The organism is Gordonia metallireducens (genome assembly GCF_021245825.1).
Classification (GTDB): Bacteria; Actinomycetota; Actinomycetes; order Mycobacteriales; family Mycobacteriaceae; genus Gordonia; species Gordonia namibiensis.
The window spans coordinates 364,738-389,284 of record NZ_JAJQJP010000002.1; the positions used below are offsets into that span (position 1 = coordinate 364,738).

Here is a 24,547-nt window from a genome sequence, read left to right on the forward strand (position 1 = left end):
CGGCGGCGTCTAGTACATGATTGAGCGGATATCGCCGACGCGGAGCGTGGGGGCGCACCGTCGGAAAGCAGTAGGGGGAGAAATGTCGATCTGGCAGAGAGCCGTCGTACTCGCATGCGCGGGTACCGTCGCCGTGACCGGAAGTCTGGCCGTCGGGGGGTCGGTCGCCGCGGCGCCGAGCGACAGGTCGAGTCGTGAGGTGTCGCGCGTGCTGTCCGTGTCACCGACGACGCCGACGCGTTCGACCGTGACGGTCTATTCGGCCGCGATGGAGCGACCCGTTCGTGTCAGCGTGCTACTCCCCCGAGACCGTGAGAAACCCCGCCCGACTCTGTACCTCCTCGACGGGATCGACGGCGGCATCTACACCAACTACACGCAGAGCGGCTGGACGTTCCAGACCGACATCGTGAAGTTCGTGGCGGACAAGCCGGTCAACGTGGTCATGCCGATCGGCGGGATGGCCGCTTACTACACCGACTGGCAGAGGCCGGATCCTGTTCTGGGACGGAACAAATGGGAGACGTTCCTGACCAAGGAACTGCCCCCGCTGATCGACAAACGCTTCAACGGGAACGGCCGGAATGTCATCGGCGGACTGTCGATGGGCGCGCTGGGCGCGATGTCGATCGCCGTCCGCCATCCCGACCTCTATCGCGGTGTTGCGGCGTTCAGCGGCTGCCTCGACCAGGGTTCACCCGAGTACCGTCAGGCCACTGCCGCGTCGGTGTCGACCCGAGGCGGCAACCCCGACAACATGTGGGGCCCGGTGGGCCACTCGACGTGGGACGACCACAATCCGGCCGCTCACGTGAACGTGCTGAAGGGCAAGCCGGTCTACGTCGCCGTCGGCAATGGACTGCCCGATCCGTCGCTGGGAATCGCCGGCCTCGCCTCCCCGGTGGGAGGTGTCCTCGAAGGTGTGGTCCTCCAGTGCACGCAGAGTTTCAAGCGCCGCGCTGATGCCGCGGGCGTCAAGGTCACCTACGACTTCAGATCCGGCCTGCACTCCTGGGGCTACTGGAACGAGGACCTCCACCGCGCGTGGCCGACCATCGCCAAGGGACTCGGCGTTCCACGCTGACAGGGTCTGCCCAGAGCTGTGCGTGGGACCGGGCTCGTCGCGCCCGGTCCCACGCACAGGGTGTGACTAACCGGCGGTGAGAGCAGCCCGGCGGGATCGGCTGCGGACCGGCCGATGCACTCCGGCCGGTGCTTGCCGGAGGTCGAGTGTCCGGCGAGCCACCTCGAGGTGATGGCGGGCGATTCCCAACGCGGCGTGGTGACCGACCCGGAACTCACTGTCGTCGGCGTCGGCGGCCCATCGACCCTCCCGCTCGAGTCGATCCAGGAGTCCCTGGATGATGTCGAAGTCCCGGCGCAGACCCCCTGAGAGCACAGCTGCGCCGACGAACGCGTCGGGACGGAGAGACTCGGTCGTGATCTCGTCGAGGACGCAGACGCGAGCGAATGTCATGCCCGCCCGGAATCCCCGAAGCAGCTCGGACTGCGGCCGCTCGACCGCGGCCAGCGTCGAGAAACGGTCGTGGAGATAGGTGAGAACCTCTGCGAGATGCGTGTTCTGTTCCACGTCATCCCACATTCTTCCGTTTTCTGATGATCGAGCTGTCTTCGCTTGCACGCTTCTTCTCGCGCCGCAATTTCAATTCTTGGCGGCGTTTTTTCGAACTGGAATTCTTTTCTGCCATGATTCCTCGCTGACATGAATGATGAAGTGAGGTTGGAGACCCACTCACCTCCGTGACCATAGCCCAGAAAAAATAAAAGTCCAGCCGCCGCCCATCGCGGCCCGTCTCTACGGCTCCGCACACCTCAGGGAGCATCGTTCGTCTCTTAATAACTTGCACCACAGTTCCTTTCGCGGCGGAGCAGGCCCGGCTAGGAAGCCGACTGGCTTTTATATTTTTTTCGGCTAGAGTCCGTGTCACCGGCCCGACCGGCCGGTTTTCAGTGGAAGGAAGAGTCGCCGTGCAAGCGGTTGTCATGGAGTGTCGTATCCGGGTCTGCGCATCGAAGAGTCGGGTGAGGAAGTTTCTCGATCAAGCGTCTTCACGCGCATTCAACGCTTTTCCGAAAACGGTGAAGTATTCGCTTGTCGTCGAGGATTCCGACTCCCGACTCCTGCGTCGGCAGTGGCATCGGGAAAACGACGTCGACGACTTCGGAGTGCCGGTGGGCAAGGACATCTGCTTCGCCTTCGCAGATCCTTCGGGCCGGCTGACGGAGTCGAAGCTGGAGAGCCTGTCGCGGGACATTCTCGCCGACCTCGAGCTCGACCCCTGGGACTCGGATTCGGGAGTCGATTCGCCGCCGGGCGGAGCGGCTGAGTCGGTGCCCTGGATTCTCACCCTCAGCACCGACCCGGACCACATCTCACGCGCGGAGATCGCGGCTCGCCACCCGATGCTCGAGCTCCGCGCAAGGTCCCTGATCGCGACGTCCTGACGCCGGCGTCTCGCCACCGAAGCAGAGGAAGCAACGATGACCACCGCAGCACCTGTCCCGACAACGCCGCTGACCCGAGATCTGCTCGAGCGTCAGCTGGCCGCCGAGATTCGCGATCGAGCCGTCGTCAGCGCCGAGGTCCTCGACCATCGCGCCGCCGGCGATCTGGACAACAACGACGCCTACCATCGCGCCCTGGAGCGTCTCGAATCGCTCGACCGGCGTCTGGCGCAGCTGTACGCCGCGTTGTCCACGGCAGATGCCGAACCGTCAGCAGACGGCACCGTCCAGGTCGGTTCGGTCGTCACCGTTGTGTTCGATCACGATCCAGCCGACGTCACCACCTTTCTGGTGGGAGCTCCGGAGCAGTACGCCCTGGTGGGTATGGACGTGTGTTCGCCCGACTCGCCGCTCGGCCGCGCGGTGCTGGGTGCCGACGTCGGCGATGTCCGGACCTACCAGCTGCCGAACGGGCAGGAGAGCACGGTCGCGGTGAAAGACCACCGGATCGAGCTTCTCTGACGCGACGTGGCGGTGCATCCGGGGTCGCGGTCGTCCGGCGGTGCCCCGGTGAGAACCGTCGTGGGGTCGGCCGAGGTCCCGACGAGCCGACCGCCGGCTCGTAACCCGACGGCGACAGCCGAGGTGGTCGTCATCGGCCGACCGGGCGCGCTGACCACCAGGCTGTGCCGAACCCTCCGCGACCGAGGGCTGAACATCGAGATCGTGGACCCCGGGTCCGGTGGCCCGCGGGTCCGCGCCGACACCCGCGACACCGTTCCGGAGCGACGCATGTCGGCCGGGGCGAAGTCGTGTATCGCCGTGCTGGGCCGCGCACCACGGCCGCGGCGCAGGTGGTGGGACTGGCGGGGCCGTCGACTCGAACGACAACAGGAGGACGAACTGATAGACGCGGTGTCGATCGCCGCGTCGAACGCCCGCCGGCTCGGCTTGCTGGTGATCGCCGAATTATCGACACCCGATGAGACCGAGATCGCACGAGAACGTGCCCGACACGTCGCACGCGCCGCCGCTTACGAGGCAGCCGTCAACGGAAACGCCCTGACCTCGACTTTCTATCTCGTGATGAGCACATCGGAGCGTTCCGCCAGGGATATCACGGCGATCGTCGCCTGGGCGCGGCGTCGAACGGATTCACACATGTTTCCTGTCACTCGATAGGCTGCGGGGTGGCGGTGACCCGATTCGGAGGGCACCGCCGTTCCGCACGAATCGAACAAGGAAGTGGTGGCCGCCGTGGCCGTGCTCGACGAGAAGATCAGCGATCTGTACGAACAGGTGGTTGCGCGCAACCCCGGAGAGGCCGAGTTCCACCAGGCCGTTCGTGAGGTCTTCGACAGCCTCGGACCCGTCCTGGCCAAGCACCCGCACTACGCCGATGCTGGCATCATCAAGCGTCTGACCGAACCCGAGCGGCAGATCATCTTCCGCGTGCCGTGGATCGACGATCAGAACCAGGTACAGATCAACCGAGGATTCCGCGTCGAGTTCAACTCGGCACTCGGCCCGTACAAGGGCGGCTTGCGCTTCCACCCCAGCGTCTACCTCGGCGTGGTCAAGTTCCTCGGCTTCGAGCAGATCTTCAAGAACGCACTGACCGGGCTGCCGATCGGTGGCGGCAAGGGCGGTTCCGACTTCGACCCCAAGGGCAAGTCGGATCTCGAGATCATGCGGTTCTGCCAGTCCTTCATGACCGAGCTCTACCGCCACATCGGTGAGTACACCGACGTCCCCGCCGGCGACATCGGCGTGGGCGGCCGCGAGATCGGTTACCTGTTCGGCCAGTACAAACGCATCACCAACCGGTACGAATCCGGCGTCCTGACCGGCAAGGGACTCGCCTGGGGCGGTTCACAGGTGCGCACCGAGGCCACCGGGTACGGCGCGGTCTTCTTCGTCCGCGACATGCTTGCCGCAGCCGACGACAAGCTCGACGGCAAGACGGTCGTCGTCTCCGGCTCGGGCAACGTCGCCATCTTCGCCATCGAGAAGATCCAACAACTCGGTGGCCGCGTCGTCGCCTGCTCGGATTCGAGTGGGTACGTCGTCGACGAAGCCGGCATCGACCTGGAGCTCCTCAAGGAGATCAAGAACGTCCAGCGGGGTCGCATCGGTGACTATGTGAACGCCCGGCCCTCGGCACGGCTTGTCACCAACGGCTCGCTGTGGAACGTGCCCACGGACATCGCGATCCCGTGTGCGACGCAGAACGAGCTGAACGGGTCCGACGCCGCACAGCTCGTCAAGAACGGTGTCCGCATCGTCGCCGAGGGCGCCAACATGCCCTGCACCCCCGAGGCCGTGCGCATCTTCGGCGAAGCGGGCGTCAGCTTCGCACCCGGTAAGGCGGCGAACGCCGGCGGCGTCGCGACGAGCGCACTCGAGATGCAGCAGAACGCATCTCGCGACTCGTGGAGCTTCGGTTACACCGAAGAGCGCCTCTCCGAGATCATGACCTCCATTCACGATCATTGCCTGCACACCGCCGAGGAGTACGGCGTTCCCGGCAACTATGTGATGGGCGCGAACATCGCGGGCTTCACTCAGGTCGCCGACGCGATGCTGGCTCTCGGCTTGATCTGACCCCGGACCGGCCGCCGGCTCGCGAGCTCACCCGCGAACCGGCGGCCTTTTTCGTCGACGCTGTCGGCCGCGCGGACTATTGACACCTCGGTGACCACGGGTTTCACTGAGCCAACTCTCACAGGTCGGCGCGATTGGCAGGTCCAACATGCATGTCGAGGTCTCTCCCCGTCACCGTCACCCGGGCGTGCGGCTGCGATCCGGGCCCGTTGCCGTGGTCCTCGCACTGGCTGCAGCGGTTGTTCTCACGGTCGGGATCGCCCCGAAAGCGACTGCGGCCCCGGCGCGCCCGACCGGTTTCGATCTCCCGTTCTCGGGGGCCCCGGCCTTCGAGCGCGTCGCACCACCCAAGCTCACCAACCCGGCGCAATTGAACCAACCGCTCGGTCTCGCGGCCGCCAATCGGGTGGCCGCCGCCATCGGCCTGTCGCCGAAAGACGCCCTGTCCGAACAGCAATACCGCGCGCTCCTCACCGGCGGCGGGATCGGCGGCAGCCGTGATGCCGCGAAGATCATCGACGCCTGCCTGCTCATCCTGACCAACACCAAGGGGCGCCCGATGACCGGCGACTCCGTCGTCGGCAGCTACGGCCTGTACGTGAACAAGCAGGGCATGCTGCAGAGTCCGGCGAATGCGAGTGCACCGACGCGACAGGTCAATTCACTGATCGCCCCCGGCGGTTACGTCGGCACCTGGCTGCGGAACAACGGAGCACTCGACACCCTGGTCGCTCTCTATCGGTCGGCGTACACCATCGAGGTCCCTTTCGGGTTTGTCGCGCAACAGATGTCGGGAACCGCGCAGTTGGTGACGAACACGAAGGCCGGAGTGACCAGCACCGTCGGCATGTCGATGGCTCCCCCACTCTGGATCGTGAACTTCGCACTCCTCTACATCGTCAAACCCTCACTCGCCGCCGCGATGCCCGCCTACTGGGCCCCCATCCCGCCACCGGTGGCCGCCGCGATCAAGGCCAGCCCCAACGGCCAGGTGCCTTACAGCAAGTACGCCTCGTACTTCCGATGATCGGACGCCCGTACGCGAATCGCGGTACGCCGACAGGCACTCAACCGGTGACAGATGTGCACGCGATCGTGACGAGCGTTCCGGCGATGTCCCGACCGAGAGCCGACTTGCGTAACGGGTTGTCCCGCAGTCGCATCGCAAGTTCGCCGGTGACGACGACAAGAATCTGTTCGGCGAGGCGGTCCGGGTCCGGGCACGGCAATCGAACGGCGAGGTCGCGCAGGGTGTCTCGCATGTAGTCAGTGTCTCGTCTGACTGCCTCGGCGATCTCGGCCGGCGGGTCGGACATCTCGGCCGCGGTGCCGAGGAACGCGCACCACCGCGCGCCGTCCGGCCGTGCGGCGAACTCGTCGATGGCGTCGAAGATGGCGAGCAGTCGGCCCTCGTCGTCGGGCGCGGCGGCGATCGCGTTCCCCCATGTCTCGCGCCACCGTGCGTGGCGTCGTTCGAGCGAGGCGGCGACGAGCGCCTCCTTGCTGCGGTAGCCGCGGTACAGCGTCGCGGCCGACACGCCCGCACGCGCGAGGATGGCGTCGACCGGCGTCGTCTCGATCCCGCGCGAGAACACCAGGTCGTCAACTGCGTCGAGCAGTTTTTCCTCTGAGCTCTTGCGCATCGGCATGGTCGTCAGCCTAGTATCGAAAATATGAAACGCACGTTTTCGTTTGGCTTGCAGCGCGAGGGACTGGTCGTGGTGACCGGGATCGCGTTCATCGCGGCGACCTACGGGCTCGTGCGACTCGCGTACGGGCTGTTCCTGCCCGACATCCAGACAGACCTGGCCCTCGACTCGGCCCGGGCGGGATACATCTCCGCAGGGTCATCCCTGGTCTATTGCCTCGCCGCGCTGTGCGGCTTCCTGTTCGGGCGACGGTGCCCACGCATGTTGATCGTCATCGCCACGGCGACCGCGGCCGGCGGCGTCTGGGGCATGGCCGCGGCCGCGAACCTGGTCGTCTTCGGCATCTCCGCCGTGATCGCCTCGGTGGGGGCCGGGCTGGCGTCCCCGGCGATGGTGAGTGTCGTCAGGCGCAACCTCGCCGCTGAACGTATCGACCGGGGGCAGTCGATGGTCAACTCCGGCACCGGCCCCGGCCTCGTCGGCGCCGGCCTGCTGGCCCTGCTCTTCCTTCCCGGATGGCGGCTGACCTGGGCGGTCATCGGCGTGATCACCGTGTTCATCACGATCGCTCTCCTGACGGCCGACAGGCCCGGTTCGGCCGATCGGGATGAGCAACGAGATGCCCTGTCCGTCGACTGGGTCCGTCGGCACCGAACGGCTCTGACAGCCGCAGTCCTGTTGGGTGTGGCGTCGAGCGCCATGTGGACCTACGGCCGCGCGATCCTCGTCGACACCGGGGGCTCGTCGCAGCGCGGCACGATCGTCGCGTGGATCATGATCGGGGTCGGCGGCGCAGCCGTGGCCGGATCCGCGATCCCGCTGGCGAAGTGGACCGCGACGTCTGCGTGGATCTTCAGCGGCTCGACGATGACGGTCGGCATCCTCCTCGTCGCCGCAGCTCCGGGACAGATGGCCGTCGCGCTCGCCGGTTGCCTGATGTTCGGGTGGGGATTCACCTCGTCGACGTCGGAACTCATCGCCTGGACCTCGACCATCGACGCCTCTCGGTCCGCGGCCGGCACCGCGCTGCTGTTCATCGCTTTGATGTTCGGGCAGGCCGTGGGTGCCACCACCCTCGGCGCGATCATCACCGCCGCGAGTTACGCCGTCGCATTCGTGGTGGCCGCGGCGATCGCGGCGATGTCGATCGCAGTGGCGACTCTCGAGCGGACAGACCGCCGATCAGATGCCGAGGGGGCGGATGGGATGATCGGGTCGGGCCGTGCACCGTCAGGCGAACCAGCACAACAGCTTTCCCCGGGACCAGCACCGACCGAGCGCGTCGCCGACGACGTCGGAGTGCAACAGTGTCGCTGATGGCTCGAAGACGGTGATGCCGATGATGCTGTGCCCCGACGCCGGACGGTCCCCGAGAGTCGGAATGGTCGGGGCGACACCGACTCCCTCCACGGACACCCAGGCCACTCTCCGTGCGGCGGAGGCCTCCCCCATCGCGTGGACGAAACGGCGTCGCCTCTCCGGCGAGTACCGCGACAGCGACCACGTCGTGAGGACGACGGGCAGAGCACGATCCGGGACACTCGTGACCGCCTCTGGAAGCGCGGTGATCGGATCTGCCGAGATGCGTTCCGGCGAAGCCGCTTTCGCCAGACCGATCTCGGCGTCCAGAACAGACCCGTCCGCGACGGCCTGCCGGATCCGGTCACGGTCGCCGGGGTCTCGGGCGTCGAGCGGCGCACGGTCGAGGATCATTCGTTCATCGACCTCCGGCAGTGGTGTCCTCGGTACTCGACCGCCGCCCACCACCGAGCAGTCCACCTGCACCGGCGACGATGCGTCGCCCAGATACTGATCGCCGCCGTAGGAGATCCCCACACGGTCGACGTTGAGATTGAGTCCGAGGGGCCGTCCGACATCGATCAGGCCGATGTACTCGGCGTCGTGGCGCCGGGCGGCCTCCGCGATGGCGGGATAGAGCACTGCATACCGACCCGTGTGGTCCTCAGCCCGCCTGAGCACGCCTCAGGCCTCCTGCCGTGCAACCATCTCCGTGATCCAGACCGGCGCGTACGGCGAAATGCATCCCGGCGATGTCGGGTAGTCCTCGAACACCCTCAGTCGCTCGCCGATTCCGATTGCGCGAGTGCGGTGTTCGGGGTGCTCGATGCCGATGGTCGCAAGGCAGGTGTTCATTGCCCACTTCAGGCGTTCGGGTGCGTCCTTCATGCCGCCCTCGATGGTGTCGAGCAGCTCGACCAGGTCGAGACCGTCGGGCTTCTTGGCCACCCGCTCGGTCGTGAGCGCCCATCCGGCGCTGAGCGCCGCCTCGTCGGTGTCGTCCATCCACGCGAGACGCAGCTCCTCCTTGTGCCCGTTCTTCTTCACCGCGTAGTTGATCAGCCAGTCGTGCACCTTGGGGCGTGCGGCTTCGCGGACCATCGTGTCGAGCTGCGCGGCGTCGAAGGTCTTGGGTCGACAGATGAGCAGCGCGACCAGCCGGGCCGCGGTGTCGCCGGTGGCCCACAGCGCGAGTGCCAGGTCGTGCTGGGTCTTGAGTCGTTTGGCGACGGCCCGCAGCTTGGTCAGGTTCACCCCGTGGTCGTCGCCGTGCTTCTCGTTGACCGCACGGATCCTCGGGTCCTCGAGTTCGGCCAGCTCGGCGAGTACCTCTGCGACGGTCGCGTCCAGGTCGTCACCGCTCGTCATCAACTCACCCTCGCCCTCGCCCGGTGGATCCGTTCGTCAGCCTACGACGCCGGCCACCGGACACGTTCCCGGACCACGTCGGCGGAGACCGGCACGACCGAGGGGCGCACGGCTTACGCTGGGTCGATGGCCTTGGTACTCGGACCGATTCTGCGGCACGTCGACGAGACATCTGCGCTGGTATGGGTCCAGACCGATGCCCCGGCAGAGGTCGAGATCCACGGGAGCCGAACGCGCACCTTCGAGGTGCTCGGAAACCACTACGCACTGGTCGAGATCACGGGACTGGTCCCGGACACCGTGACGGAGTACACGGTGACCGTCGACGGTTCGCGGGAGTGGCCTCTACCGGATTCGACCTTCCCGCCCAGTGTCATCCGCACCCGCGGTCCCGCGTCCGCCCGTCATCACCGGTTCGTCTTCGGGTCCTGCCGATATCCCCGGGCCGATGACCCGAAGATCGACCGGGAGCTCGGTGTCGACGCGTTGGACTGCTATGCCGTCCGGATGCGCCATCTGCCGGTCGCGGCGTGGCCGGACACGCTCATCCTGCTCGGCGACCAGGTGTATGCCGATGAGCTGACCCCACAGGTCAAGGAGAAACTCGAGGCGACCAGAACCGCGACCACCGGCCCGTCCGACGAGGTGGTGAGCTTTCAGGAGTACGAGGGTCTCTACCGGCACACCTGGGGCGACCCGGAGATCCGCTGGATCCTGTCCACCGTCCCGACCGCGATGATCTTCGACGATCACGACATCCGCGACGACTGGAACACCTCGGACGCCTGGCGCCGCGAGATGGAGAACGAACCGTGGTGGCGGGACCGGATCAGGGCCGGCCTCGCGTCGTATTGGGTGTACCAGCACCTGGGTAACCTGTCGCCCGCCGAGCTGGCCGCCTCCGAGGACTACCGCACGGTGAAGGACATCGACGGGGATTGCTGGTCGCATCTGGTCGACCTCGCCGACCGTGCCGACGCCGAAACAGACGGCGTCAAGGGGGTCCGGTTCAGCTTCCGCTGGGACCTCGGTGCGACCCGACTGACGATGATCGACTCCCGCAACGGCCGCATCCTCGCCGGTGGCGCACGAAAGATGGTGAGCGACACGGAATTCGATTGGGTCGAGCGCCAGGTGAAGGACGACATCGAGTCGGTGGACCATCTGGTGCTCGGGTCGTCGTTGCCGTGGCTGCTCCCGCCGGTCCTCAGCGACGTCGAGACCCTCGACGAGATCGGGGCCCGGCACGACGGCTGGGTCGGCACAGTGGCCGAGAAGATCCGGCAGGGCGCCGACCTGGAGCACTGGCCGGCCTTCTTCGATTCCTTCACCCGATTGAGTCGGATGATCAGCGATGTCGCCCGGCTCGGCACCGAGACGACCGGACCGGCGACCGTCAGCGTCTTGTCGGGCGACGTCCACCACAGCTACGCCGCACGAGCCGAATTCGACGAACCCACGAGCGCGACCGTGTTCCAACTGGTGTGCTCGCCGGTGCACAACGCCATTCCCCCGTACATGAAGTCCGTGTTCCGCCTCGGCTGGTCGCCGCGCATCGCGCGGGTCGTCCGGCGCTGGGCGAGCTTCCGCGGTTCACCGGAGCTCCCGGTCCGATGGCACAGCGAGGTGGGCCCGCTGTTCGGCAACACCATCGCGTCCCTGATCGTCGACGGTCGGGACGCACGGGTCACCTTCGAGCAACCCGACCTGAACGGCACCCTCCACCTGGCGTGCGACCTTCCGATGACGGGTCGGGAATCGGTAGAGAACGTGGGGACATAACGCCGTCGTTCTCTACGAGATGCGGTCAGTCCAAGCAGAATTCGTTTCCCTCGGGGTCCAGCATGACGATGTGCCCGGCGCCGAGCGGAGGTTCGGGCTCGACGCGCCGGACCCGCGTCGCACCGAGTACGACGAGTCGTGCCGCCTCGGCTTCGTGGGACGCCATACGGTCGTCGCCGGCGAGGCCCGGAGCCGCTCGGACGTCGAGGTGTACCCGGTTCTTCGCGGTCTTGCCCTCCGGAACGCGCTGGAAGAAGATCCGCGGACCGCGACCGTCGGGGTCGATCACCGCCGACGCATCGTTCCGGCGTTCCTCCGGTATGCCCATCGCCTCCAGCGCGGCGTCCCAGGTGTCGAATCCCGCAGGCGGCGCCTGGATCCGGTAGCCGAGCACCTCGGCCCAGAACGCGGCGAGGGCCGCGGGATCAGCACAGTCGAACGTCACCTGGATCTCTCTGCTCATACCTCCACTGTGGCCCACAACGAGGACAGCCACGGTCCTCATCGCGGAGAAAAAGCCCCGCGGGGGATCAGCGCAGCCGCTCGCCGTACACGCGCTTGACCGACATCACCATCAACACGCGACGATCCGACACCATCACCCCGCGGTACTCATCCCAGTCCGGGTGCTCGCCGGCGGCCTTCCGGTAGTAGTCGACCAGTGCCTCCACCTCGGGGCCGTGGGGGTCGGTGCCCGGGCCGATCAGCGTGACGTCCCCTTCGGCGGTGGCCCAGGTGTAACGGTCGGGTCCGGTGACCTCCAGCGCCGCGCGCGGATCGCGGCGGAGGTTGACCGTCTTGGCCCGCCCCTCGGTCATTGACACGTAGATCGTGTCCGCGTCGCGGTCGTAGAACGGGGTCACCGGCGACAGTTGCGGGAGGCCGGAGGACTTGATGGTGGCGAGAACGCCGAGACGTGCTTCAGCGAGAAGGTCGCGCGGGTCATACTCAGAGCTGGTCATGATCTGGCCAACTGCCCACGGTCGGCGACTATTCCGGCGCGACGGCCGCACCGGCCGGGCGCGGAATCCGGGCATCGGGCCACGAGGACCTATACCTTCATACGGTGTTCACGATCGGAATAGTGGCGGCATCGCTTGCCGCGGTGGCCTATGGACTGTCGACGGTCCTTCGCGCGCTCGGCGCCCGGAACGCCGCCGGGCCCGACGCCGCAGGGGTCACGGCCGAGGGCGGGCCGTCGTTGCGCTCGACCCTCGACACCTTCCGCGACCCCGCCTTCCTCGTCGGCACCCTCATGGTGATCCTCGGTTTCGCCGGCGGGGCCGTCGCCGCTCGACTGCTCCCGCTCTTCCTAGCCCAGACGATCGTCGCCGGGAATCTGATCGTCACCGCGCTTCTCGGCAGCGTGCTCCTCGGTACGAAGCTCCGAGGCCGGGATCTGGCCGCGATGGGTGTCGTCGTGGCATCGCTCTGCATGCTAGGCGCGTCGGCGTCACACGAGGCCAGAACCGCCCACGACATGACCTTTCACTGGGCTCTCTTCATCGTGTCGACGGTGGTCGCGGTCGTCGGCCTGATCGTCGTCCGCCTACTCGGACGGCGCGGCGCGATCCTCGCGGGCGCGCTCGCCGGCGCGATGTACGGCGCCCTCGCGGTGGCGGTGCGCGTCCTCGACGGCGTGCACCCGTTCGACCCCGCAGCCCTCCTGACCGACCCGGCGGCCTGGACCATCGCCCTCGCCGGCGCACTCGCGTTCTACGTGCAGACCGTCGCGCTCCAACTCGGTCCGGTCAACGCCGTCACCGCGGTGCTCGTGGTGGGCGAGGTCGGGATTCCGTCGGTGATCGGCGTCCTGTTCCTCGGCGACCGTGCCGTCGACGGACTCGGGTGGCTCGCCTACGTCGGTTTCGCCGGGGCGATCGCGGGGGCCTTCGCGGTCGCGTGGCTCACCTCCCAACCCGACGGCAACGACGCCCCGCGCGGAGTTCCCGCAGGTTCGACCTCCTGACATTGCGACATTCTTCTCTATTTGTGTCTTTGGCCGTAGGATCGGCGACATGGACGTGCGCGAGATCCTGACCACCATCCCCACCGACACCGCCGAGGCACTCGATCTGTTCGACTCCTGCGACGCGATCGACCCGGAGTTCATGATCGGCACCTGGCGTGGGGCGGAGCTGCCGACCGGTCATCCCCTCGACGGGTTTCTCGCCGCCAGCGGCTGGTGGGGCAAGCAGTTCGTCGACGCCGAGACCGTCCACCCGCTGCTCTTCCCCACCCGCGACCACACCGCGCTCTGGGCGATGAACCCGGCGATCGCCTTCAGTGGTCTCTCCGTGGCAGAGAAGACGCCCCAGGTGAAGGCGATGTCCTTCGCGACACCGATCGCCGCCACCCGATTGCTCAGCCAGACCCGGAAGGCGCGCGCACGGCTGCGCACCACGCGTTATCGCGGCGCCGACACCGCGACCATGGTCTACGACCAGCTGCCGATCAACGATGTCTTCCACCGTCTCTCCGACGATTCGGTCATCGGCGCCATGGACCTCAAGGGCTCACCGGCGCCGTACTTCTTCGTGCTGCGACGAGACGATTCGTTGCGGTTGATCTGAACCCTCAGAGATCGGCGAGCGCCGCTCTCAGCTTGTTCGCCTCGGCGACCGCATCGCGAAGTGCGACCTTGGCCTCCGAGCGGCCCTCCTCGGCGGTCGACAATCGCTGACGTGCGAAGCGCAGCGAGTCCTCGACCCGGGACAACTGCACGCGAAGGTCCCGTGCCTCGGCGACGAGTTCGTCGACCTCCGAGGACGCCTCGTCCACCGCGGAAGACGCGTCGCCGAGGCTCTTCCGCGCGGACTGTTCATCATCCTCGGCCCGGGCGATCCGCGCCTCGAGTCCACGCCTGACCTCGGCGTCCTCATCACTGCCCTCGGTCTCGTCAGCCGAACCCGTGTCGACGTTCTCCGGTTCGGCATCGTGGCTGTGTCCGCCCTTGCGCTTCGACTCGGCCGGCGGGTCGGGCACGACGAAGACCCCTGCGGGACCGAATCCGCTGTACTCGGCCGAGGTGACGAGGCGTCCGTGTCGGAGGTCGGCCAGGATCTCGGCGTCGGCGATCGCGGCGCGCAGCGTCGTGGCGACCTCGCGAACCGCACTGTCGGACAGCTGCACTCCGAGCGAGGAGGCGGTGCCGGCCACACCGTCGGCGGAGGAGTTGATCAGCTCCTGGCGGCGGCGGGACAGTTCCCGCATCGTGTCGGCCGCCGAACGTCGTTGCGCCGCAGACAGGTCCGCGGCCAGCGCGGTCACCTGGTCGCAGTCATCGGGATTGGCGCGCACCCACTGATTGATCGCCCACGCGGCCTGCGTCGGCCTGCGCAGTTTCGAGATGTCCTTTGCCAGAGAGGTTTCACCGTCGGCTTTGACCTCCTTGGCGATCTCGTTTCGCCGCTTCACGAACACGTCCGGCGTCAGGCCGTAGAGTTCGTCGACGATCTCGTCGCAGCGGGACATCACATCACCCGCGACCGGCAGGATGTCGGTTCCACATGAGCCGATCCTACGTCTCCGACCGTCCCGCCATCCGGCACCTCGCCGGACCTAAACTTGAACCATTCCAAAAACGGGTGCATACTGGTCCACATGCTCACCGACGACGACTGCGCCACCCAGCTGCGCGCAGCTCGACTCCGCGTCACCCGTCCGCGGGTCGCGGTCATGCGCGCGGTGCATGCACACCCCCACGCCGACACCGACACCGTGCTCGGTTCGACGAGAGCCGAACTCGCCGACGTCTCCCAGCAGACGGTCTATGACGTGTTGGCCGCGTTGACATCTGCCGGTCTCATCCGGCGGATCCAGCCGTCGGGACACGTGGCCCGCTACGAGTCCCGTATCGGCGACAACCACCACCATGTGGTCTGCCGCTCATGCGGTGCGATCGGGGACGTCGACTGCGCAGTCGGCGCCGCCCCGTGCCTGACCGCATCCAACGACCACGGTTTCGTCATCGACGAGGCCGAGGTCGTCTACTGGGGTTTCTGCCCCGACTGCAAGGCCTGAACCACCGAAGATCCGAACGCACCTGACCGGCCGGCCCACACCTGTGGACCGGGCGGGATCACGGCTGCGCTCAACCTCCATCACCATTTCCCGAAAGGAATGACATGGCGCAAGAACACCCGCCGATCGCCGAGGCCAACACCGAACCCACCGCCGGTGGCTGCCCGGTCATGCACGGCAAGGCCAAGCAACCCACCGAGGGCGGCGGAAACCGGGACTGGTGGCCGAACCAGATGAATCTCAAGATCCTGCAGCACAATCCGGATGTCGTGAATCCCCTCGACGCCGACTTCGACTACGACGAGGCACTCAAGGACCTCGACGTCGAGGCCCTCAAGGCAGACCTGACCGCCCTGATGACCGATTCGCAGGACTGGTGGCCCGCCGACTTCGGCCACTACGGCGGCTTGATGGTGCGCATGTCGTGGCACGCGGCGGGCACCTACCGCGTCCAGGACGGACGCGGCGGCGCCGGGGCCGGCATGCAGCGCTTCGCACCTCTGAACAGCTGGCCGGACAACGCGAACCTCGACAAGGCGCGTCGTCTGCTGTGGCCGATCAAGAAGAAGTACGGCCAGGCCGTCTCGTGGGCAGACCTGCTGGTCTTCGCCGGGAACGTCGCGCTGGAGTCGATGGGCTTCGAGACCGCGGGCTTCGCCTTCGGCCGCGTCGACGAGTGGGAGCCCGATGACGTCTACTGGGGTCCCGAGCTCGAATGGCTGGCCGATCAGCGGTACTCGGGTGACCGCGAACTCGAGAACCCGCTGGCCGCTGTGCAGATGGGTCTCATCTACGTCAATCCCGAAGGGCCCGAGGGTAATCCGGACGTCCTGGGGTCGGCTGCCGACATCCGGGACACCTTCGCCCGGATGGCGATGAACGACGTCGAGGCCGCGGCATTGATCGTCGGCGGTCACACCTTCGGCAAGACACACGGCGCCGGGGATGCGAGCCAGGTCGGCCACGAGCCGGAGGCCGCCGCACTCGAGGACGCGGGTCTCGGCTGGCGCAGCTCGCACGGCGAGGGGAAGGGTGCCGACACCATCACGAGTGGCCTCGAGGTCACCTGGAACCCGACCCCGACCCAGTGGGACAACGCCTTCCTGGAGACCCTCTACGGCTACGAGTGGGAGTTGTACAAGAGCCCGGCGGGCGCCAACCAGTGGCGTCCCAAGGACGGCGCCGGCGACGGCACCGTGCCGATGGCCTTCGGTGACGGCAAGACCCACCCCTCGATGCTCACCAGCGATCTCGCACTTCGTTTCGACCCCGAGTACGGGAAGATCACCCGTCGCTGGCTGGATCACCCGGAGGAGCTGGCCGAGGAGTTCGCCAAGGCCTGGTTCAAGCTGCTCCACCGCGACATGGGCCCCGCGATCCGTTACCGCGGCCCGCTGGTCCCCGAGGTCACCTACGACTGGCAGGACAACGTGCCGGTGCACGAGGGACCGCTCGTCTCCGATGCCGACATCGCCGCCCTGAAGACCTCTCTACTGGAGTCGGGTCTCTCGGTCTCGCAGCTGGTGAAGACCGCATGGGCTGCCGCATCGTCGTTCCGCGGCAGCGACTTCCGCGGTGGCGCCAACGGTGGTCGCCTCCGTCTGCAGCCACAGGCGAGCTGGGAGGCCAACGAGCCCGCCGAACTCGCCGACATCGTCGCGAAGCTGGAGCACATCGCCGAGTCGTTCACCGGCGAGGCCGGCGCGAAGATCTCCTTCGCGGACCTCGTCGTGCTCGGTGGCGTCGCCGCCATCGAGAAGGCCGCTCGCGATGCGGGAGTCGAGGTCTCCGTACCGTTCACGCCGGGCCGCACCGACGTGGCGCAGGATGACGTCGACGTCGAGTCGTTCGCCTACCTCGAGCCCACCGCCGACGGTTTCCGCAACTACGTCGGTGAGGGTCTCGCTCAGCCCGCCGAGTTCAAGCTGCTCGACCGGGCGAATCTGCTCACCGTGAGCGCACCGGAGATGACTGCGCTCATCGGCGGCCTGCGCGTGCTCGGCGCGAACTACCAGAACTCGGCACTGGGAGTACTCACCGACAAGCCGGGCGTGCTGACGAACGATTACTTCGTCAACCTGCTCGACATGTCCACCAAGTGGTCCAAGACCGACGACGAGAACGTCTTCGTCGGCACCGACCGCGCGACCGGCGAGCAGACCTGGACCGGCAGCCGCGTCGACCTGGCGTTCAGCTCGAACTCCCAGCTGCGCGCCCTGGCCGAGGTGTATGCCTCCGACGACGCCAAGGAGAAGTTCGTCAAGGACTTCGTCGCGGCGTGGGACAAGGTCATGAACTCAGACCGGTTCGACATCTGATCCCCTACGGCAACTGAGCAGTTTCAGCCGAGCACGATGCGGCGGTACCCCTCGGGGGCCGCCGCATCGTCGTCTGCGGTGAGGGATCTCGTTCCGCCCGGCAGGATCGCGAATTCGGAACTATGCTGGCGCTTTCCTCGAGGTGGCGGATGACCGTCGTGGCAGAAGGAGATCGCGATGTCCGGCGAGCACAAATCCCTGGGGCACATCCGACTGACCTCGCACAGCGGCGGAGTCGACGCCCCGCCCATCCACTGGGGTGCACCCACTGCGGCCGAGCGCGGTCCCGTCATCGGGACGACCGGAGTTCGCGCTCACCGCAACGTGATCGGTACCCACAGCGGGTCGTACAGCGTCTACCGAGCGCTGGCGGTGGCCGCCGGGGCGCTGGCCCGCGACCATCGCGCCGATCTGACCAACACCTCCCCGACCGACCACATCGGTCCGTACCCGCAATGGGGAGACCCGAAGGCGATCGTCTCGCTCGACCCCTGGGGAGCGACGGTCGCGGAGAGCTTCCCCGACCAGATCGCCGCCGGCTACGACATCCGACCGACCATCGCGGTCACCAAGGCGCACGTCATCCTCCCCGAGATCGCCGAGGCCATCGAGAAGGGGCGGCTCGTCCCCGACGGCAAGCTGCTGCTCCCCAGCGGCGCCGCCCTGGTGACGAAGGCGGCGGTCGAGCCGGTGTGGCATCTGCCCGGTGTCGCCGAACGCTTCGGCTGTTCCGAGGCCGAACTCCGGCGGGTGCTGTTCGAGGAGACCGGGGGCATGTACCCCGAGCTCGTCACGCGATCGGACCTGGAGGTCTTCCTGCCACCGATCGGCGGGCAGACCGTCTACGTCTTCGGTGACGCTCGTGATCTCGCCGATCCGTCGGTCGAGTTGACCGCCCGCGTCCACGACGAATGCAACGGGTCGGACGTGTTCGGTTCGGACATCTGCACGTGTCGTCCATACCTCACGCACGCGATCGAGGAGTGCATCCGCGGTACCCAGCGCGGTGGCGTGGGCCTGGTCGCGTACTCCCGCAAGGAGGGCCGGGCTCTGGGCGAGGTGACGAAGTTCCTCGTCTACAACGCCCGCAAGCGCCAGGAAGGCGGTGACACCGCCGACCAGTACTTCGCCCGCACGGAATGTGTTGCCGGAGTTCAGGACATGCGCTTCCAGGAACTCATGCCCGATGTGCTGCACTGGTTCGGGATCACCAAGATCCACCGGCTCGTCTCGATGAGCAACATGAAGTACGACGCGATCACCGGCTCGGGTATCGAGGTCGGCGAGCGGGTCAACATCCCCGACGAGCTGGTACCCGCCGATGCCCGCGTGGAGATCGACGCCAAGATGGCGGCCGGTTACTTCACGCCCGGGCCGGTCCCCGACGCCGAGGCGTTGCGGAAGGTCAAGGGCCGGGGGCTCGAGTGAACGGCACCGCGCGGAACGACACCGCCGACCGGGCCGCCGAGACACCCGAGACCGATGTCGCCGCCGCCGCGTTGCTGCGGACGAGCAGCGCGGTTCGCGAGCGTTCGCGTCAGCTCCTCGAGCGCGCCCGCGACGGCCGGTCCGCCTGGTTCACCGTTCACGACGACGCTCTCGGTGCTGCCGCGGACATCGTCGTGGAGACCACCCGCGATCGCTATCCCGACGGCGCGATCCCGTTCCACAGCCGCTGGCGCCATTTCGAGGCCGGCGGCGTCGATCGGCTCGGATCGCTTCGAGACGCGCTGCCGCCGGCGGATTCCCCCGACCACACCCGCGCCCTCATCGACGTCGTCCTGGTCAGCGTGCTCCTGGATGCCGGGGCCGGTCCCGAGTGGTCCTACCGGGAGGAGTCGACCGGTCAGGTTCTCACCCGTTCGGAAGGGCTCGGCGTCGCCAGTTGGACGGCCTTCACCGCCGGGTTGTTCTCCGACGATGCGGCGCAACCACTTCGGGTCGACGCGGCCGGCCTGCGTACGGTGACGGTCGACAGCCTGGGCAGCGCCTTTCAGGTCTCCCCCACCAATCCGCTCACCGGACTCGAGGGCCGCGTGGAACTGCTCCGTCGCCTCGGCGACGTGCTTGCCGACGAGCCGACGGTGTTCGGACCCGACGGCCGCCCCGGAGCGCTGTTCGATCACCTGACCGCGGATGGTCGGGCGACGGTGAGCGCCGCCGAGATCCTCGGCGCCGTACTCACCCACCTCGGCCCGATCTGGCCGTCGGACAACAGAATCGGCGTCGTCCCGCTGGGTGACTGCTGGCCCCACCGCGCGGTGACCGGGCCGGGCCTCACCGCCGGGTGGGTTCCGTTCCACAAGCTGTCGCAGTGGTTGACCTACTCGATGCTGGAACCGTTCCTGCGGGCCGGGGTCGAGGTCACCGGCCTCGACGATCTGACCGGTCTTCCCGAGTACCGCAACGGTGGACTCTTCCTCGACACCGCTGTGCTCGCACTGCGGGACCAGGACTGGGCCGACGTCGAATGGGAGGTCGGCGACCAGATCGTCATCGAATGGCGCGCCCTCACCGTTGCGCTGCTCGACGAGATCGCCGAACTCGTCCGCACTCGCCTGGGCGCCGACGCGGCGACGATGCCGCTGGCCTGCGTCCTCGAGGGTGGAACCTGGGCGGCCGGCCGGGTCCTTGCCACTCGGCTGCGGAACGGGTTGCCGCCCTTGTCGATCCGCAGCACCGGAACCGTCTTCTGAGAACCAGGATAGGGGAACCCATGGGCACCGTCGCCGTCATCGATCATCCGCTGGTGCAGCACAAACTCACCCTGATGCGGCGGAAAGACACGTCCACCAACGATTTCCGGCGCCTGCTGAACGAGATCTCCACCCTCATGGCCTACGACGTGCTACGCGATATCCCCATGCACGAGGTCACCATCGACACACCCCTGGAGACCACCACGGCGAGCGTGATCGACGGTAAGAAGCTGGTGTTCGCAGCAGTCCTGCGTGCAGGTGCCGGGATCGCCGACGGCATGCTCGGCGTCGTGCCGGGCGCGCGTGTCGGCCACATCGGCTTGTACCGCGACCCCAAGACGATGGTGGTCGTCGAGTACTACTTCAAGATGCCCCCGGATCTGGACGAGCGTGACGTGGTCATCGTCGATCCGCTTCTCGCCACCGGTTTTTCGGCGGTCGCGGCGATCGACCGGATCAAGGAGTACTCGCCGCGGTCGATCAAGTTCGTGTGCCTCGTCGCCTGCCCCGAAGGGATCGACGTCCTGCACGAGGCCCACCCGGAGGTGCCGATCTACACCGCCGGGGTAGACCGCGAACTCGATGTCAACGGATTCATCCGACCCGGATTGGGCGACGTCGGTGATCGGGTGTTCGGGACGGCGTGAAGCAGATCTAAGACACCTGCCACGCCACTGCGGCGCCGATCGCGCCGGTGGCGTTGAGGGCCCAGTGCAGGGCGATGGGTGCGAGGAGGCTCGTGGTGCGCTGCCGTAGCCAACCGAGGACGAAGCCTGCGACGCCGGTCGCGACCACCGCACCCGCGATCCCGGCGACCTGCGCGGCGGTCCCCGACCCGAGGGTGTCGCTGAGGCCTTCGTTTCCCTCGGTGAGCCCGGTCGAGGACAGGATGTGCCACAGCCCGAAGGCGACGGCACCGTAGACCAGGGTCGCGGCCGGCCCACGAACCCGGCCGAGGGTTCCCTGCAGGACGCCGCGAAACATCAGTTCCTCGGGGACGGCGGTCTGTAGCGGGATGACGACGAACGCGGCCAGCAACGCCTCGGACGTGTCGTCGTAGCGGTCCGAGAGGAAGAAGTCGCGGGTCGCGGGTATCGCGACCGCGGTCGACACGATCGCGGCCACGACGATCACCGAGGCGACGGCGAACGGGACCCCCGCGCGCAGTTCGGCGCGGCTCAGTCCCAGTTCACGCCGGTCGAGTCCGCCGAGTCGCGCGATGAGCAGCAGGAGGATCGCCGCCACGGGGATGATCAGTACTGCGAGCACGCCGGTCGAGCTGAGCGCTGTGATGTTGGCCGCGATCAGGGCCACGACGACCACGACGAGCAGCACCGTGTCGTGGCGTCGGGACGGTGCAGTCACCCGTCGAGTGTCGCGCAGTCCTGCAACCGGTGGCGCCGAACGACCCGCGGTGACCCAGAATGGTGCAGTGCCCGACACCGTCAGCGTCCCCGAACGTCTCGAACAGCATCAGGTCGCGCTGTATCTGCTCGCGATCGGTGCGGGACTGGCCGTCGGGCTGACGGTGCCGTCGGCGGCCGAGTCCCTGGATGTGGCGGTCACACCGCTGCTCGCCGCGCTGCTGTACGTCACCTTCCTCCAGGTCAGAGCAACCGACCTGGTTGCCTCCCTGCGTGACCGGAAGTTCCTGTCGGTGGTCCTGGCGGTGAACTTCGTCCTCGTACCGCTCGTTGTCGCCGCGTTGTCGCCCCTGTTGCCGACCGATGACGCGATCCGGGTGGGCGCGCTGCTGGTGTTGTTGTGTCCCTGCGTGGACTACGTCGTCGTCTTCGCCGGCCTCGCCGGAGGTGACAGGCAGCGGCTGCTCGCGGCGACGCCGCTGCTGTTGCTCGCCCAGATGCTCGCCGTCCCCGTGTATCTGACGTTGCTGCTCGGCGACGGTCGTGAGGTGATCGATCCGGAGCCGTTCCTGTGGGCGTTCGCGGTACTCATCGCCCTCCCGCTGGCGTTGGCCTGGATCACACAGGCATGGGCGGCGCGCAGCGATGTGGGGCGCCGTGCCGGTGACGCGGTGTCGACGATGATGGTGCCGTTGATGATGGCGGTGTTGTTCACGGCGGTCGGATCCCAGGTCCCGCGTATCGATTCCCGGTTCGACGACATCGCCGGTGTCGTACCGGTTTATGCACTGTTCCTGGTCGTGATGACGATCGTCGGACTCGGCGTCGCCCGTGCCCTCCGATTCTCGGCAGAGTCGGGCACGGCCGTCGTGTTCTCCGGCGTCACCCGCAACTCGCTCGTGGTGCTCCCGCTGGCGCTGGCACTTCCGGTCGGTGCCGAACTCGCCGCGGCAACGGTGATCACCCAGACGCTCGTCGAGCTGATCGGGATGGTGATCCTCGTGTGGGTGTTCACCCGTGCGGTACGTCTGCGGGGTCTCAGACCTTCCCGGCGTCGTGCATGAGGATCGCCACCTGGACGCGGTTCGAGGCGTCGAGCTTGGTGAAGATGTGCGAGATGTGCGCCTTGACCGTCGCGAGGCTCATGTAGAGCCGGTCGGCGATCTCTGCGTTCGACGCCCCGCGGGCGAGTTCGACCGCGACGTCGTGCTCACGCGCCGTCAGGGATTCGATCCGACTCGCCGCCGAAGCGGATCGGGCTCCCCCGCCGTCGACGACCTGCTTGATCAACGCGGCGGTGACCGACGGACTCAGCGCGGGTTGCCCGGCGAGCACGTTGTGGATGGCGGCGACGATCTGGTCGGGCGCGGTGTCCTTGAGAAGAAAGCCGTCGGCACCCATCGCGAGCGCGCGAACCACGAAGTCGTCGGCGTCGAAGGTCGTCAGCACGATCACCGCCGGTGGCGTCGGCAGTGACTTGAATCGTCCGGTGGCCTCGATGCCGTCGAGAACGGGCATGCGCAGGTCCATCAGGATCAGGTCGACCGGATCGTCGCGATGGATGTCGAGGGCTTCCTGCCCGTTGCCTGCCTCGGCGACGATGTCGAGCCCGGCGTCGCCACCGAGGAGGAGCCGGAGTCCTGACCGGACGAGCGGGTCGTCGTCGACGATCATGATGCGTGCGGTCATGACTGCCACGGTAGCCAGACGTGCAGCAGGAATCTCTTGTCGTCGCTGACGGTCGCCGACTGCCGCCCGCCGTGGAGGCCGACGCGCTCGGCGAGCCCGACCAGGCCGTAACCCGGCGCCGGTGAAGCGGAACCGGACGCGAGCGGCAACGGGTTCTCGACGAGAAGATCCACGCCGTGGTCGGGGCCACCGCGGATGTGCATGGAGACCGGCGCGCTCGGAGAGTGACGGCGGGCGTTGGTCAGGGCCTCCTGCACGCATCGATAGAGCGTGCGCGCGATCGCCGGAGACAATGCGGCAACGTCGATCTCACATCTGGCGTCGACCCGCATCCCCAGCCGCTGCGCCTCGTCGACGAGCGCCATCAGGTCGGGTGTGTTCTGCGGCTCCTCCGGCGCGGCGTCGCCCGGGCCCTCCCGTAGGACACCGAGAACTTCGCGCAACTCGGTGAGCGCGAGGTGTGAGGTCTCCTGGATCGTGCGTGCCGTCTCGCGCACCTGCTCACCGGTCAGGTCCGTCCGGTAGGCCAGTGCCCCGGCCGACATGCTCATCGCCGAGATCCGGTGGGCGAGAATGTCGTGCATCTCGCGCGCAATCCGCGCACGTTCCAACGATCGCGCCTGCTGCACCTTGGCCTGTTGCTCGGCTTCCGACGCGAGCGCCCGGGCCCGCCAGCTCGCGAGGAGTTCGCGCCGCGAGCCGATGTACATGCCCCAGGACACCATCGCCGCGGTGATGGCGACGACGACGGCGTACACCACGATCGCCGGATCGTTCTCCTCGGCGGGTGTGGAGAAAAACTGTGACGCAACCACATTCGCGACCACACACAACAGCGACAGCGGGATGATCTCGACCCACCGCCGGCGGGTCGCCATCGACACCAGAGCGAGAGTCGCCGGCCCGAGCGACGTCGTCGACACGATCCCCGCGAGGTTGGTGAACACGGTCACCGCGACGGGATACCGACGCCGCCACCAGACCGCCGCGTAGGACGCCACGCCGAGTGCGAGGTCGGCGAAGAACCACCAGCGCACCTCGTTCCACAGGTATCCGGCACGAGTGCTGAACACGGCCGCGGACACCAGCAGCATGAGCGCGAGTCGCCACGCGTGACCTGCCCAGGTGAGCGGGGGTTGGTACTGCTCGGGTTTCACACCCGTTCACGCTAGTCGGACAGTGCATGCGCGACCTCCGACCATCGGATACGGCGCGTCTACGACTTTCGGCTGATGCACCTGTGGACCGGCGACCGATGTGGACGACGACCTGCTCCGACGACCATG

General features: G+C 67.3%; 26 protein-coding genes. 16 read left to right on the forward strand and 10 right to left on the reverse strand.

Going from position 1 to position 24,547, the window contains the following annotated elements; translation table 11 throughout:
* The first annotated feature begins 82 nt into the window (after positions 1-82).
* Complete coding sequence (locus LQD00_RS01685; RefSeq protein ID WP_232715373.1) at positions 83-1,084, forward strand: alpha/beta hydrolase; 1,002 nt, start codon at positions 83-85, stop codon at positions 1,082-1,084.
* A 66-nt stretch (positions 1,085-1,150) separates the two neighbouring features.
* Here the strand turns inward: LQD00_RS01685 and LQD00_RS01690 are convergent, their stop codons facing one another.
* Positions 1,151-1,591 carry a hypothetical protein gene (locus tag LQD00_RS01690; protein ID WP_232715374.1) on the reverse strand — a complete coding sequence of 147 codons (441 nt, stop codon included), beginning with the start codon at positions 1,589-1,591 and terminating at the stop codon, positions 1,151-1,153.
* 509 nt (positions 1,592-2,100) lie between these two features.
* On the opposite strand from LQD00_RS01690, the gene LQD00_RS01695 reads away from it, so the two are divergent.
* From LQD00_RS01695 to LQD00_RS01715, 5 genes are all read left to right on the forward strand, one after another.
* The gene (locus tag LQD00_RS01695) at positions 2,101-2,466 is read left to right on the forward strand and encodes a hypothetical protein (RefSeq protein WP_167330262.1); all 366 of its coding nucleotides are present in this window, start codon (positions 2,101-2,103) and stop codon (positions 2,464-2,466) included.
* A 36-nt stretch (positions 2,467-2,502) separates the two neighbouring features.
* Positions 2,503-2,988 (forward strand): GreA/GreB family elongation factor, encoded by a 486-nt coding sequence (locus LQD00_RS01700; protein WP_232715375.1) that lies wholly within the window; start codon positions 2,503-2,505, stop codon positions 2,986-2,988.
* A 48-nt stretch (positions 2,989-3,036) separates the two neighbouring features.
* Positions 3,037-3,648 carry a hypothetical protein gene (locus LQD00_RS01705; protein WP_232715376.1) on the forward strand — a complete coding sequence of 204 codons (612 nt, stop codon included), beginning with the start codon at positions 3,037-3,039 and terminating at the stop codon, positions 3,646-3,648.
* 63 nt (positions 3,649-3,711) lie between these two features.
* Positions 3,712-5,070, forward strand: a complete 1,359-nt coding sequence (gdhA, locus tag LQD00_RS01710) for an NADP-specific glutamate dehydrogenase (protein WP_232715377.1) — start codon at positions 3,712-3,714, stop codon at positions 5,068-5,070.
* A 148-nt stretch (positions 5,071-5,218) separates the two neighbouring features.
* Positions 5,219-6,097 (forward strand): hypothetical protein, encoded by an 879-nt coding sequence (locus LQD00_RS01715; protein ID WP_232715378.1) that lies wholly within the window; start codon positions 5,219-5,221, stop codon positions 6,095-6,097.
* Positions 6,098-6,137: 40 nt separating this feature from the next.
* Here LQD00_RS01715 and LQD00_RS01720 read toward each other — a convergent pair whose 3' ends face one another.
* Positions 6,138-6,719 (reverse strand): TetR/AcrR family transcriptional regulator, encoded by a 582-nt coding sequence (locus LQD00_RS01720; RefSeq protein WP_232715379.1) that lies wholly within the window; start codon positions 6,717-6,719, stop codon positions 6,138-6,140.
* A gap of 24 nt (positions 6,720-6,743) precedes the next feature.
* Between LQD00_RS01720 and LQD00_RS01725 the strand changes: the two genes are divergently transcribed.
* Complete coding sequence (locus LQD00_RS01725) at positions 6,744-8,036, forward strand: MFS transporter (protein WP_232715380.1); 1,293 nt, start codon at positions 6,744-6,746, stop codon at positions 8,034-8,036.
* On the opposite strand, the gene LQD00_RS01730 is transcribed toward LQD00_RS01725, so the two are convergent.
* Positions 7,950-8,699 (reverse strand): DUF2332 family protein, encoded by a 750-nt coding sequence (locus tag LQD00_RS01730; protein WP_232715381.1) that lies wholly within the window; start codon positions 8,697-8,699, stop codon positions 7,950-7,952. The two genes, LQD00_RS01725 and LQD00_RS01730, sit on opposite strands and share 87 nt — an antisense overlap.
* A gap of 3 nt (positions 8,700-8,702) precedes the next feature.
* Positions 8,703-9,386 (reverse strand): DNA alkylation repair protein, encoded by a 684-nt coding sequence (locus tag LQD00_RS01735; RefSeq protein ID WP_232715382.1) that lies wholly within the window; start codon positions 9,384-9,386, stop codon positions 8,703-8,705.
* Positions 9,387-9,512: 126 nt separating this feature from the next.
* Between LQD00_RS01735 and LQD00_RS01740 the strand changes: the two genes are divergently transcribed.
* Positions 9,513-11,168, forward strand: coding sequence for an alkaline phosphatase D family protein (locus LQD00_RS01740; protein WP_232715383.1), 1,656 nt, complete (start codon positions 9,513-9,515; stop codon positions 11,166-11,168).
* Between the two features lie 25 nt (positions 11,169-11,193).
* Here the strand turns inward: LQD00_RS01740 and LQD00_RS01745 are convergent, their stop codons facing one another.
* Complete coding sequence (locus tag LQD00_RS01745) at positions 11,194-11,631, reverse strand: VOC family protein (RefSeq protein ID WP_232715384.1); 438 nt, start codon at positions 11,629-11,631, stop codon at positions 11,194-11,196.
* Between the two features lie 67 nt (positions 11,632-11,698).
* Positions 11,699-12,130, reverse strand: coding sequence for a PPOX class F420-dependent oxidoreductase (locus tag LQD00_RS01750; protein ID WP_232715385.1), 432 nt, complete (start codon positions 12,128-12,130; stop codon positions 11,699-11,701).
* Positions 12,131-12,234: 104 nt separating this feature from the next.
* Here LQD00_RS01750 and LQD00_RS01755 point away from each other — a divergent pair, with 104 nt between their 5' ends.
* Positions 12,235-13,137 (forward strand): hypothetical protein, encoded by a 903-nt coding sequence (locus tag LQD00_RS01755; protein WP_232715386.1) that lies wholly within the window; start codon positions 12,235-12,237, stop codon positions 13,135-13,137.
* Between the two features lie 49 nt (positions 13,138-13,186).
* Complete coding sequence (locus LQD00_RS01760; RefSeq protein WP_232715387.1) at positions 13,187-13,741, forward strand: DUF4334 domain-containing protein; 555 nt, start codon at positions 13,187-13,189, stop codon at positions 13,739-13,741.
* A gap of 4 nt (positions 13,742-13,745) precedes the next feature.
* Here LQD00_RS01760 and LQD00_RS01765 read toward each other — a convergent pair whose 3' ends face one another.
* Positions 13,746-14,642, reverse strand: coding sequence for a hypothetical protein (locus tag LQD00_RS01765; RefSeq protein ID WP_232715388.1), 897 nt, complete (start codon positions 14,640-14,642; stop codon positions 13,746-13,748).
* 129 nt (positions 14,643-14,771) lie between these two features.
* Between LQD00_RS01765 and LQD00_RS01770 the strand changes: the two genes are divergently transcribed.
* The 5 genes from LQD00_RS01770 (at position 14,772) to upp (ending at position 20,855) form a co-directional block, all read left to right on the forward strand.
* Entirely contained in the window at positions 14,772-15,191 is a 420-nt protein-coding gene (locus tag LQD00_RS01770; RefSeq protein WP_005198238.1) for a Fur family transcriptional regulator, read from the forward strand.
* Between the two features lie 104 nt (positions 15,192-15,295).
* Positions 15,296-17,509: a catalase/peroxidase HPI gene (katG, locus tag LQD00_RS01775; RefSeq protein WP_232715389.1), complete on the forward strand. Its 2,214-nt coding sequence runs from the start codon at positions 15,296-15,298 to the stop codon at positions 17,507-17,509.
* Positions 17,510-17,686: 177 nt separating this feature from the next.
* Positions 17,687-18,937: a GTP cyclohydrolase II gene (locus LQD00_RS01780; RefSeq protein ID WP_232715390.1), complete on the forward strand. Its 1,251-nt coding sequence runs from the start codon at positions 17,687-17,689 to the stop codon at positions 18,935-18,937.
* Entirely contained in the window at positions 18,934-20,205 is a 1,272-nt protein-coding gene (locus LQD00_RS01785) for a URC4/urg3 family protein (RefSeq protein WP_232715391.1), read from the forward strand. The genes LQD00_RS01780 and LQD00_RS01785 overlap by 4 nt, the downstream gene beginning before the upstream one ends.
* Positions 20,206-20,225: 20 nt before the next feature.
* A complete protein-coding gene (gene upp, locus LQD00_RS01790) occupies positions 20,226-20,855 on the forward strand; it encodes a uracil phosphoribosyltransferase (protein WP_232715392.1) in 630 nt (209 codons plus the stop codon).
* 7 nt (positions 20,856-20,862) lie between these two features.
* On the opposite strand, the gene LQD00_RS01795 is transcribed toward upp, so the two are convergent.
* The gene (locus tag LQD00_RS01795) at positions 20,863-21,573 is read right to left on the reverse strand and encodes a CPBP family intramembrane glutamic endopeptidase (protein ID WP_232715393.1); all 711 of its coding nucleotides are present in this window, start codon (positions 21,571-21,573) and stop codon (positions 20,863-20,865) included.
* A 67-nt stretch (positions 21,574-21,640) separates the two neighbouring features.
* Here LQD00_RS01795 and LQD00_RS01800 point away from each other — a divergent pair, with 67 nt between their 5' ends.
* Positions 21,641-22,636: an arsenic resistance protein gene (locus LQD00_RS01800; RefSeq protein ID WP_232715394.1), complete on the forward strand. Its 996-nt coding sequence runs from the start codon at positions 21,641-21,643 to the stop codon at positions 22,634-22,636.
* Here the strand turns inward: LQD00_RS01800 and LQD00_RS01805 are convergent.
* Both LQD00_RS01805 and LQD00_RS01810 read right to left on the reverse strand, forming a co-directional pair.
* A complete protein-coding gene (locus LQD00_RS01805; RefSeq protein WP_232715395.1) occupies positions 22,611-23,261 on the reverse strand; it encodes a response regulator in 651 nt (216 codons plus the stop codon). The genes LQD00_RS01800 and LQD00_RS01805 overlap by 26 nt on opposite strands.
* Complete coding sequence (locus LQD00_RS01810) at positions 23,258-24,418, reverse strand: sensor histidine kinase (protein WP_232715396.1); 1,161 nt, start codon at positions 24,416-24,418, stop codon at positions 23,258-23,260. Before LQD00_RS01810 ends, LQD00_RS01805 begins: the two co-directional genes overlap by 4 nt.
* Positions 24,419-24,547 lie beyond the last annotated feature (129 nt).

Bases quoted from the DNA above. Each gene is read 5' to 3' on its own strand.
- katG (WP_232715389.1), top strand. From the start codon at position 15,296: ATGGCGCAAGAACACCCGCCGATCGCCGAGGCCAACACCGAACCCACC.
- LQD00_RS01725 (WP_232715380.1), top strand. From the start codon at position 6,744: ATGAAACGCACGTTTTCGTTTGGCTTGCAGCGCGAGGGACTGGTCGTG.
- LQD00_RS01720 (WP_232715379.1), bottom strand. From the start codon at position 6,719: ATGCCGATGCGCAAGAGCTCAGAGGAAAAACTGCTCGACGCAGTTGAC.
- LQD00_RS01700 (WP_232715375.1), top strand. From the start codon at position 2,503: ATGACCACCGCAGCACCTGTCCCGACAACGCCGCTGACCCGAGATCTG.
- LQD00_RS01780 (WP_232715390.1), top strand. From the start codon at position 17,687: ATGTCCGGCGAGCACAAATCCCTGGGGCACATCCGACTGACCTCGCAC.
- LQD00_RS01760 (WP_232715387.1), top strand. From the start codon at position 13,187: ATGGACGTGCGCGAGATCCTGACCACCATCCCCACCGACACCGCCGAG.
- LQD00_RS01750 (WP_232715385.1), bottom strand. From the start codon at position 12,130: ATGACCAGCTCTGAGTATGACCCGCGCGACCTTCTCGCTGAAGCACGT.
- LQD00_RS01740 (WP_232715383.1), top strand. From the start codon at position 9,513: ATGGCCTTGGTACTCGGACCGATTCTGCGGCACGTCGACGAGACATCT.
- LQD00_RS01745 (WP_232715384.1), bottom strand. From the start codon at position 11,631: ATGAGCAGAGAGATCCAGGTGACGTTCGACTGTGCTGATCCCGCGGCC.
- LQD00_RS01770 (WP_005198238.1), top strand. From the start codon at position 14,772: ATGCTCACCGACGACGACTGCGCCACCCAGCTGCGCGCAGCTCGACTC.
- LQD00_RS01765 (WP_232715388.1), bottom strand. From the start codon at position 14,642: ATGTCCCGCTGCGACGAGATCGTCGACGAACTCTACGGCCTGACGCCG.
- upp (WP_232715392.1), top strand. From the start codon at position 20,226: ATGGGCACCGTCGCCGTCATCGATCATCCGCTGGTGCAGCACAAACTC.
- LQD00_RS01735 (WP_232715382.1), bottom strand. From the start codon at position 9,386: ATGACGAGCGGTGACGACCTGGACGCGACCGTCGCAGAGGTACTCGCC.
- LQD00_RS01715 (WP_232715378.1), top strand. From the start codon at position 5,219: ATGCATGTCGAGGTCTCTCCCCGTCACCGTCACCCGGGCGTGCGGCTG.
- LQD00_RS01805 (WP_232715395.1), bottom strand. From the start codon at position 23,261: ATGACCGCACGCATCATGATCGTCGACGACGACCCGCTCGTCCGGTCA.
- LQD00_RS01685 (WP_232715373.1), top strand. From the start codon at position 83: ATGTCGATCTGGCAGAGAGCCGTCGTACTCGCATGCGCGGGTACCGTC.